Raw genomic sequence first — 10,466 nt, 5'->3', positions numbered from 1 at the left:
GAGTATATGTTGAAAAATGTGTTTAGTCGTCGGGCTACAGAGTTGAGTACAGAACCAGATCCCAACCCAGAGTGTCCAATAGGATTAGCAAACCATAGTTTTTCTATCTTTGTATCTATTCCAACAGGTTGTAACTCTAATCTATCCTGCTCAATTCCATAAGCGCGGAGTGAATCTAATTGATAAGCATAAGGTTTGTCGTGAATTAGAAACTTTGTATCTAGTGGTAAGTGCCTCCTTCTATAAACCGGGTGATCTAGTAGATAGGGTAAATACCAGTTACCTTCATAACAAATATGTCCATCAGGTAATTCAACTAATCCAATACTATCTCTGACTGTAGCCTTTTCAATTAGGACTAAAGATTGAGGATTAGACAGTTCATCTAGGTGAAATTTAAACGTTGCTTGTGCTCTTTCGTCTTTTGAAATATAAGGTTCTATATCAGCTATAACTGCCGGATGGGTTTCAATTACTGATAAGCCACGCTGTTTTGCCCAAGTTGCAATGTTCATACATATCGGTGGTTTTGCACTGTGATAGATTGAAGAAATAAAATTTTTAATCACGGTGATATTCAGAATAAATTTGTTGTGGTTGATAGTTGTTAATAATCATTTCTATAATATTTTGACAATTTTCTTCTGCTTTTTGTGATAGTTGAAAACGGCTAGTACACTCCGGCATAAATAAAAGTAGTTACGCGATCGCCCCAGCAAAAATTTCAAGTATTCAAAATATTCTAATGAATCCATTTCCAAATTTTTGCTTGTGTATATACTACTTGGTATTTATTTGTTAAGTTTTGATGGGAATGTATCTATGACTCTATTAATGGCACTAAGCATCTGAGTATGAATTGAAGACGGATCAAATATCGACTCTGATAATTTTTTTGCAGCTCGAGAAAATTTAACACGTTCATCAATATCACTTTTTAGTTTAAATAAACGCTGAATTAAATTGGCAGGTTCTGGACTGGTTACAGTTAATCCAGCCTCATGATCTTTTAGAAATCGAACTGCTGAAGAATCATCAGGTCCCCAGACAATAATAGGTTTCCCATAATAACTATATTCAAGGATTTTGCTAGGAAAGCTAGTTTTAACACGTCGTCTTAGAGATTGACTAAAGTTTAGAACAACTAAAAAAGCGTCTGCTTCAGACAAAACAGTTTGTACTTCAAAACCATGTTTAGGAGAACCCCTGTATAAACCTTTTGATTTGGCGAAATCTAAAGTTGCATTATTCCACCCATCGGTTGAACCATAAACTCTCAAATCTAGCCAATCTTCAGATTTTATCTGAAAATAATCAACCAATGATTGTATTATTTTACCGTGATCTCCTCCAAGCCATCCCAAGTAAACAACTTTCAATTGCTTAGTCTGTTGAATTGTAACTGTGGACAAGTTCTTGGGAGGATTAATATTAGGTATAGGATAAAGGACTATAGAGTTGCGATGTGTTCCTAATTCTCGACGCATAGACTCGCATACGCACAATGCTAAATCACTCTGTTGATAGATTTGAAAAAATCTCTTATCTAAGAGTTTTTTCCCCATGCCTCGGCATGGAGTTAGATCAGGCCACCAATCATGAAAAAATGTGATTAAGGGGAGTTTTAGTTTGCGAGCGACATTAGAGGCAACAAAGCTATAGTTACCGAAAGCAACTGTTACAATAGCATTTGGAGCATAAGCTAATACTTTATCTAAAATTAGAGGGCTAACTTGATGTTCTGCTAAGAGAGTATTAATAGCTATAAACTCTGGAAAGAATCTTGTTTTGCTTCCTCGGTCTAATAAACGATTAAATTGCTTAGAGCTTGTTTTAATATACTGTGTTGCTGAAGTGTAAGATTCAATAATAGTATCAAGATCAAAATCTCTATTTTCAACAAAATGCCTATACATCTGCACAGGACCACCCGTGGTTTGTTCGCATGGCAATGTGCTGATATACATTAGTCTTGGTTTCATTTTAATCACACTTGTTATTTTTACAATTTCTATAAATTTTCAACTTTGCGCCAACTTGCTATCTCTTTCATTGCTTTTTGTTTGCCTAATTGTTCGGCATCATAAAAACGCTGACTCCGTAAGTCCATACGCCAACGCATATACTTTTGAAATATTCTTTGACTACGACAAGGATATATGGGTAGTTTACCTCGGAGGGCATTTAAGATCGTGACTGAGTAGGAGACTCCTTGAAGAAGATTTAATAGATAATCCTCTTGTAACCTTTGACTTGGCATAAGGTGAGTAAGTCGTAGAGACGTAAAAACGCCTGTACCTAACCCCAGATCGCAGGATGTTAAGGCCAAATCCGTATCTCCGCAAGAAACTAGTGATTTTCCTTTGCGGTCTAAATCCATTCGTTTAGGATCTTGATGAAGTATGTGAGAATACTTTTGAGCAACAAACCTGCGAATACAAAGCCCTGCACCACATGGTGTAGTAGTATTTTGCTCTTGTGAGTTTGACCATTGATCGCAATCAAATTGACGAATTGCTAAAAAGTTCCAGTAAGGTTTAGTCCAGTCAGGTGGTTCAATTTCAAATTCTGGTCTAATTTGTCCACCCCAAGCACCGACAAAAGGATAGTCTTTGCTAATGCGTAAGGAAACTTCTAAATAGTCCAAATCTAAAATATTATCGTCATCTACAAAAACAAGAATTTCTCCTATTGCTTCTTTAATTCCTCGTAAACGTGCTGGAGTCAAACCAAGCTCATCTTCACGAATATGGCGTGAGTTTGGATGCCAACTTAAATCAATTTCTGAGGCAAGCAATTTATCACTAGCATTATCTATTAAGAGCAGTTCCCAATGTTCAAGTGATAAGGTCTGATCTTTTAATGCTTGTAATACCCTTTTAAGATAGTCACTTCGGGGGTTGTGTGTGCAGATTATAACACTGATAAGAGCTTGCATATTAGTAAGTTTGTTTGCGATCAAGAATCATGTTTAGTAAGTGCCTACCAGGTGACTTATCTAATTTAGTTGTTGCATACTTATGAGCTTTTATACCCATTTTTTGCCAATCCAGTTGACTTAACCAAGCCCTTTCTAAGGCATCACTTATTGAACGAGCAGTTGCAGCCTCTGCTATAAATCCAGTCTGGAGTTCTTCTATCCATTCACTGTTGCCACCTACATTAGTAACAACAGCAGGACGGCCACATAACATTGCTTCAACTAATGCTAAAGGGGTACCTTCACCTCTAGAAGCTAGGACTAATAAATGGTTTTCAACCCATATTGAACGAACATCGTTTATGTGTCCCATGAACTTTATTCGATCAGATATTTTATAGTGATGAGCTAGATTTTCTAAATAATAAAGGTCTGCACCTGACCCATAAAGACAACATTGCCAATCTCTCTCTTGCCAAATTGGAAAACTAAGTGCTTCTAACAAAATATCTTGACCTTTTACAAAGGTCTCCAGGCGAGCTACATTAGCAAAACTAATAGTAGAGTGGTTCGGAAAAGGTACTAAACTATGATCTGCTAAATTAACTGGGTTTTGGACTACAACTGCATTAGGCAAAGACTTTGCAAGTTGACGTTCTGCTAGTTTGAGATTGTGATGTGAGACAAAACCAACTTGAAGTGCCTGGGTAAAAAATTTTTGGGCAATGGTTCGAGTAGCGTCATTGAGTGCAAATTCACAATTAAATTGACAAATAATAAAATAGGGAATTGAATTGGATTCGAGTAAATTTAATAAGTCAGGACACTCAATAATATCATAGCTTCCACCTTGACTGATACAAATAACGTCTGGTTGACAGTCAAAAACAGATTGGTAGAAGGATGTGGGTAGTGGCTCATCAAAAAATGATATTTTTTTCTTAATTTTTCTGATTACTCTTGCAGTTAAGCTAGGTGAAAGATGTGCGGGAAAACGAGGACGGGGAAGTAAATGAGCACCTTGGCTTTGAAGTTGTAAAATTAGGGGATGAGTTAGAGACCAGTCGTAAATTGATATAAATACTTCATGTCCTTCATAAAGGGCTTGCTCTGCGGTGACTGTCCAAAGGTATTCGCTTCCTCCCCAAGGAAAGCCTCCCATTATGGAAATAATGGCAATTTTCATATTTGTTTTAATGAATATTCATATTGCTAAATTAACGATCGCTCTATTATTATGGCTCATTTTAGGAAAAAAAACATCTAATTTTATCATTGTATATCGCACTTATTCGTTATTTTCTTGTTTCTAGATTCTTAGTAGCTAGGTGATTTAGCTTATCTTGAGATCCGAGCTAACTTTGTCTTGCCCACGATGAAAAATGCACGTGGGTGATGGTTCAATAATATATATTTGAACTTGATCAGTTAAGAATAGGTGAAAATTTCCACACTCAAATTATTTTGATTTATATTTATATAGTGTATTTTTCTAAGTTTCTAAACTGCATCAAGGTAACCATTCAGGATTAAGAATTTCTGTCAAAGAGTAAGGACAAATTAGGGGAAATATCTCAGGAGACAATTCTGATTTGCGAATTGCATTACTTCTAGCTTTTAAATAAATTTTATCTAAAATTTTTATACCATAATTATAAAGAACCTTAGATTCCAATAGCAAATCTAATTCAGATCTAAAATTATCAATTTCATCAATCCATCCTTTAGCACAATAGGATCTCTCAGCTTCCCAATACTGATACAGAAGCAAGTGTTTAATAAGTTGCCTTAAATAACTTTCTACTTTATGCCTTTGCTCGTTTCCTAATGATGCTATTTCCTCAATTAAATGTTTCCAATCAATGTTTTCTATTTGACGATTTTGTAGTTGATTGAGAGTAATATCTAACCACTCAGGATAATCTTGCTCGTAAATCAAGGAAGTCTCTTGTGCTGGTTGCATTTTATTTACTGAGTTAGATCAAGATTGACTTTATTCTTTTACTTACATTCCATTATAAATACAAGTTACTGGAAATGTAGCTACAGAATTACAGAATTTATGATTTAGCCGATCGCTCTCCAATATGGGTTTTAAATAAAATGCGGTTATATATTCGTTTCAATTTTGCCTTAACCCGATCGCTCAATGATGGTTTTCGGATATCACGCCCTACTAAATCTGGATGCACTGGTGGTAAGGGAATCTTTTTGGGTATGGGAATTGGGTAACGAATGGTAGAGCGATCGCACAATTCAGAAATTACATTCAGCCAGCGTTGATAACAAACTTCTTCGCTATAGTTTTCAGCTACTAATAATTTTGATGCTGTGGAACATTCTAACCAAAGATCGGGGTGATTGGCTAGATGAATAATCGCTGTGGCAGCCTGTTCAGGGGTATGGTCAACTAATAATCCTGTTTCGTTATTTTTAACAAGTTCTGGAATACCACTGGGAATTGAGCGCGCTACAGGAACAACTCCAATAGCCATCGCTTCGAGTAAAGCAACGGGTAAGCCTTCATAATCAGACATTAATAACAAGGCTTGGCATTGGGCAAGTTTGGCTTGAACTGCGGAGGGTTCTAACCGTCCTAAAAAATGAATGCGATCGCCTAAACCTTGATCTATTACCCATTGGTGCGAGGTTGTCATATCCATTCCATCACCTAGTATCCAACACTCAATGCGGGAGTCACGGCGACAGGCTTGGGACATTGCTTCTAAAACTAGGGAAATTCGTTTTTGTTCTTCGACAACCCGCCCACTGAAGGCTACTCGAAAGGGAGTATCGGAGAAAGAAGCCCTATGAGCAGATATTGGTGTTCCAGAAGGAACGGTATGGGTGTATTTTGCTAAATGCTTTTCTTTTGCTAAATTACATATATACTCTGAGACTCCAACCATTAATCCGCCACTGCTTTCTGGCGGAACTGACTCAGCGATCGCCCAATACACAGGATCATCAGACCTCATGGATAATGCCCAAGGTAAACCAACTCGACCAGCAATAGACGCTGCATAATACATTGCTTCCAAGCACTGGGGTAAAAAGATTTGTGGTTGAGACCGATTAAGAAATGTGAGTATGCTAGAAACGTTTTCTTCAGTAAATGATGAACGCACCTCAACTTCAACCGAAATACCTGCATCACTTAGGCGGGGCGATAAACTAGACTCATCTATATCTGTCCCGAAATGATGAAGCAAAACAATTACTGGGACACCATCACTATGGAGACGTAGCAGCAGTCTTTCTAACCAAGATGTAACACCACCAACATCATTTTTAGCACTGTAATGTCCAAATGCAATTGGTCGTGAGAGCGATCGCAATTTATCTAAGGGATACATAATGTGCGATACATTTTTTAAATTTACATTTTCCACATAATGTTTTTTGAAATTCAGTAGTGATAATTTCGGAATACAGATTCAAGCAGCTTGAAATTTCAAATTTTTGCCAAAATTGCCAAGCTGGTTACACAAGATCCTAGTTTAGTGGGCCAAGGTAGTTCGCCCATAGGGATAACTTGAAATAGAGCATCTTCACGACTAAAACGCTCTAGGGCTAAAAACGGACCTAGTAAAGGGGTTTGTCCTGGCCACAAAGGTTGACCTCCAGGAAAAAAATCATGTAGAACAATTATACCGTCTTGATTAAGACGTTGTAAAGCAAGGGGAATTTCGGTATAGACTGCGCTGGCACTATGATCACCATCTAAAAAAATCAGATCAAAGGATTGCTGCTTGTTTAAGAAATTAACGGATGAGTTAGTTTCAAACCTGACTAATTCACTACAATCAATTTGTTCAATGAGTTTAGCGGGAGAGGCAGGAGATGAAAAGTTTAACCAAGGCTTTAGTTTAGGATCATTGACATTGTTAATATCAACTGTCGTAATAGTTGTGGAGATGCCATCAGACAAGTTGCGTTTTGCTGCTAACGCCATCGCTGTAGTAGAACTGCCAATATGTGTGCCAATTTCTAGTATCGAAGTGGGCTTTAGGGTACGAACAAGATAATACATGGCTCTTTGATCACCTGGATTCACACCTCCTGTCATTTCAGGCATTTTAAGAGCATTTAAATAAACTTTATCAACTTCCCACTCTGCATTAGCTTGAGCATCTAGAAATACTGAATTTAGCCATTGACTAGAAAATCTTCGTAGGTTTTGCACTTCGCATTTTGCTGTCTTGAGTGCAGAAATTTCAATTAATGAGCTTGTTGATTTAGCTTTGATTTTTTTGAAGATAGCTTTAAAGATAGCTTTCATAGGTGTTCCCTTAACTTAGATTTTATGGTTTTTGAAGAACATTAAGCAATAATGGCTTAAAAGTAGTACGATCAAAATTGAGGTATTTTCCAAGTTTTTTCTGTCCTTCTCCTTTATAACATCCAGCCATAGGCCAAAAAGTCATCTCACCCACATAAATCTGATCATATGAGCAATATAGATCCACTCTTACACATTTAAAGCCTTTACCCAATTTTTCTGCTACAGAAATCATCTGTTTCCAAACAGCGGGTTTTTTGAAACCTGTACCTAATTTGAAACTCGGGTATAATTCTGTTGCTAAGTCATTAGCTTCAGGCTCAACGGTTTGTTCTTTGGGATCAATACCACGATCATAAATATAGTGAACAAATTTAACCTTTCCCTCAATACAATAGAATTTATAGTCTGGTGGTGGCTTAGAATTTTCTGGTTCAATAAACTCTTCAACCAAAACTTTAGGTTGAACATAACTATAAGCCCATTCCCCGTTTTGCCAGCCGTATGATTGTTGGAGTGATGTCTCAATTTTAAGGGCGGCGGATTGATAATCAAATTTTGACTTATCCCTTACTAATATGACTGTACCACAGTCATGATTAGCTTTGATTACAAAAGATTGTGGTAAGCTATCAAAGTCTATTTCTGAGAAATGATTATGAACTTGATATAGTTTGACTAAATATTGTTCACCTACTCTTTCTTTTACATAGTCACGAACCAAAATTTTATCTGAGCAACGAATAATTTCTGGACTTTGATCAAAGAGTTTTAACCATTGGATTTTATCGTTAAAATCACGACAGTTAATTAAGTTAGGAAAATCATGGAGTTGATCCCAATAGTGTCTATGAATAATGTTATAAAGTTCGTAATGTTCTGATGTTAAGGGTAGATGTAATTTATCATTGAACCATTTTAGTTTTATTCTGGCTTTTAAAATAATACGATTTAATTTATTAATTGCCCCCTGGGGGCAATTAATCGTTTTTCTTGCAATTGTTTTTAAACGTATCTTGATAGTTTCTGGTGGTAAAGAAATAATTGATTCTTGAGAGTACCAATAGCCAAGAACTCCATTGCGAAGGACACTACGAAAGGTAGGTTCACTGGGATCTTGAAGGTAGATAACGTTATTTTTGGTATAGTCATTTAAACGAGCATTACAGGCTTTAAGATCAAAGGTCAATTCCTCAAAGGCGATTGCACGAGGAATCAAATCATCTCCAAAGCGCATTGCCTGAACAGACTCTAAGGCTAATCTTCCTTCACCTTGATCTGATATAATAGAGAATTGTAGGGCTAGAGATTCTCTGTTAGGGGGATCTAGTTTTAGGGGAATTTTGTTAATACTACCATCTGCTAAAACTTGTTGAGCAAAACCAGCGCGAAACAGATAATTACCCAACCCATAAAAGATCCAGCGTCCTTTATACTGTTCGTAACTCTGGATTGTATGGGAATGGCAACCTACAACCGCATCCGCACCGCAATCAATAGCATATCTAGCTAATCGTAATTGATCGGGTGCGGGATCGTGAACCCACTCACAACCCCAATGGAGATAAACTAATAGAGCATCACATTTATCTTTTGCTCTTTCCACTGCTTGTTTAAGTGTTTGCATTCCTAGCGGAACAACCCCCGGAGTAAGATGAGTCGCTAAATTTTCACCATTGGTAGTAGGACAACATAGAGAAACCACACCAAGACACTGATCACCAAGGTTAAGAAAAGCTGGTTTCATCGCCTCAGTCATTGTGCCAACATAGCCAACGGACTCAATACCTTTACTTTTAAGTAGATTTTGAGTATCTTCAGCACCTCGATCTCCGAAATCGGAAATATGATTATTGCCAAGCACTGCCATTGATAACCCATCGAGAACCCAGTGTAATTCAGGAGATGCTTTTAAATTTGCCCATTTATAAGGTAATCCTTGAGTCTGATCTGTAAATGGACATTCTAGGTTAGCGATAAACGCAACATCATCCCTAAATGATTTCCTAGATTCTTCAAATGGATTAATTTTCTGCTCTTTGAGGAATTGTTCTGTGTGATCAGTTGATAAACAGAAATCTCCGAGACAAATCAACGTTTTTTTCTGCAACCTAGAAGCCATATTTGTGGTATTTTAGTTATCTTAACTTTAATAGGATTACGACAATCTGCAATCAAGGATGATAAATGTGTATCCACATCAACATGATTTTTCCAGATATGGAAATGGAAGTATTAGAAGTTTAAAAGTAGTACGATCAAAGTCAAAATATTTTCCTAGTTTTTTCTGACTCTGTACCTTGTAACAGCCTGCCATAGGACAAGAAGTCATTTCACAAACATAAACCCGAACTTTTCTATTATACTCAATAATCCTCCTCGATAATTATTATAGTAAAAGTTTTTATACATACCATCAGGATGCCATGGCTTGCGAGAACCGCTCCAATGCAAGATAGCTGCACCTTCTAAGATTTCTTTTTGTATATTTTCTTGATACCCCAGACCAGTTACATTATACTTATGGTCTAAATCAGACACATATTGATGAATCGCATTGTTCATTGCTCCTTGAGCATAAAAATCTAGACGCTCACCACTACTATCCTTTTGGAGTTTTAATTCATAAATGCACTTATTGAAGAAGTCATTCTGATTCCAATAGTTAGTGTTAACGTAAACGACTCCCATATTGTGATAACAGCCATCTGGGTGTAGCTTCTTAAAACTATCAGGTGGTGCTAAATACGAACCATCTACACCTTGACTCCTCACTGCACCTAGTTTTACATCATCATTAACACATTGCTGCCAAAGAGGTGCCAAGTCCTTCCTTACGATCTGGTCAACCTCCATGAACAAAAAAGAAGAATACTCCGAAAAGTATTTTGGCAAGAACAATTGGGCATAAGCCGCAAAAGATGGTATATCGGCTCTACCTTCTTGGTAATACAAGTCCTGACATAATATAATATCTTCAGGACTTATAGTCTTAGTGCATATAGGATACTTTGATTTGACTTTTATATCAGTTCTTGGCAAAAAGACACAAAATTTAAAATCTATCCTAATGGTATCGGCAATACTATCAAATACCCGTTCTAGATAACGAATATGATTTTCGCCAGGGGAAAATACAAAAACAGCTAAATTACTACCCATAATTTTTTCTAAAGTTGAGTTAAGATGGAAGTCTAATTGGTGAAACTAAAAAATAAGCTGTAAATAAACAAAAAGGCAACTTTGCTTTCTGTTTGCACAACA

Annotated in this window: 10 protein-coding genes; all 10 read right to left on the bottom strand. The window is 36.8% G+C overall.

All coding sequences use genetic code 11. The annotated features are described in order from the left end of the window. Positions 1–515 (bottom strand): hypothetical protein (locus VB711_RS22975; protein WP_323288671.1); only part of this gene is annotated, 515 nt, incomplete at its 3' end. Positions 516–561: 46 nt separating this feature from the next. Next, positions 562–687 carry a hypothetical protein gene (locus tag VB711_RS22970; protein WP_323288670.1) on the bottom strand — a complete coding sequence of 42 codons (126 nt, stop codon included), beginning with the start codon at positions 685–687 and terminating at the stop codon, positions 562–564. 104 nt (positions 688–791) lie between these two features. Further along, positions 792–1,982, bottom strand: coding sequence for a hypothetical protein (locus VB711_RS22965; RefSeq protein ID WP_323288669.1), 1,191 nt, complete (start codon positions 1,980–1,982; stop codon positions 792–794). Between the two features lie 29 nt (positions 1,983–2,011). Further along, positions 2,012–2,938, bottom strand: a complete 927-nt coding sequence (locus VB711_RS22960) for a glycosyltransferase (RefSeq protein WP_323288668.1) — start codon at positions 2,936–2,938, stop codon at positions 2,012–2,014. Between the two features lies 1 nt (position 2,939). Beyond that, positions 2,940–4,106, bottom strand: coding sequence for a glycosyltransferase family 4 protein (locus VB711_RS22955; protein WP_323288667.1), 1,167 nt, complete (start codon positions 4,104–4,106; stop codon positions 2,940–2,942). 324 nt (positions 4,107–4,430) lie between these two features. After that, positions 4,431–4,883, bottom strand: coding sequence for a DUF29 domain-containing protein (locus VB711_RS22950; protein WP_323288666.1), 453 nt, complete (start codon positions 4,881–4,883; stop codon positions 4,431–4,433). 97 nt (positions 4,884–4,980) lie between these two features. Continuing rightward, a complete protein-coding gene (locus VB711_RS22945) occupies positions 4,981–6,312 on the bottom strand; it encodes a glycosyltransferase family 4 protein (RefSeq protein ID WP_323288664.1) in 1,332 nt (443 codons plus the stop codon). Between the two features lie 62 nt (positions 6,313–6,374). Beyond that, on the bottom strand, positions 6,375–7,202 hold the full coding sequence (locus VB711_RS22940; protein ID WP_323288662.1) for a class I SAM-dependent methyltransferase: 828 nt from the start codon (positions 7,200–7,202) through the stop codon (positions 6,375–6,377). Positions 7,203–7,224: 22 nt separating this feature from the next. Further along, positions 7,225–9,324 (bottom strand): CapA family protein, encoded by a 2,100-nt coding sequence (locus tag VB711_RS22935; RefSeq protein WP_323288660.1) that lies wholly within the window; start codon positions 9,322–9,324, stop codon positions 7,225–7,227. Between the two features lie 206 nt (positions 9,325–9,530). Next, positions 9,531–10,364 (bottom strand): glycosyltransferase, encoded by an 834-nt coding sequence (locus VB711_RS22930; protein ID WP_323288658.1) that lies wholly within the window; start codon positions 10,362–10,364, stop codon positions 9,531–9,533. Positions 10,365–10,466: the final 102 nt, after the last annotated feature.

Origin of the sequence: Cronbergia sp. UHCC 0137, assembly GCF_034932285.1 — a bacterium.
Lineage (GTDB): Bacteria > Cyanobacteriota > Cyanobacteriia > Cyanobacteriales > Nostocaceae > Cronbergia.
This window is presented reverse-complemented; position numbering and strand designations above follow the sequence as displayed.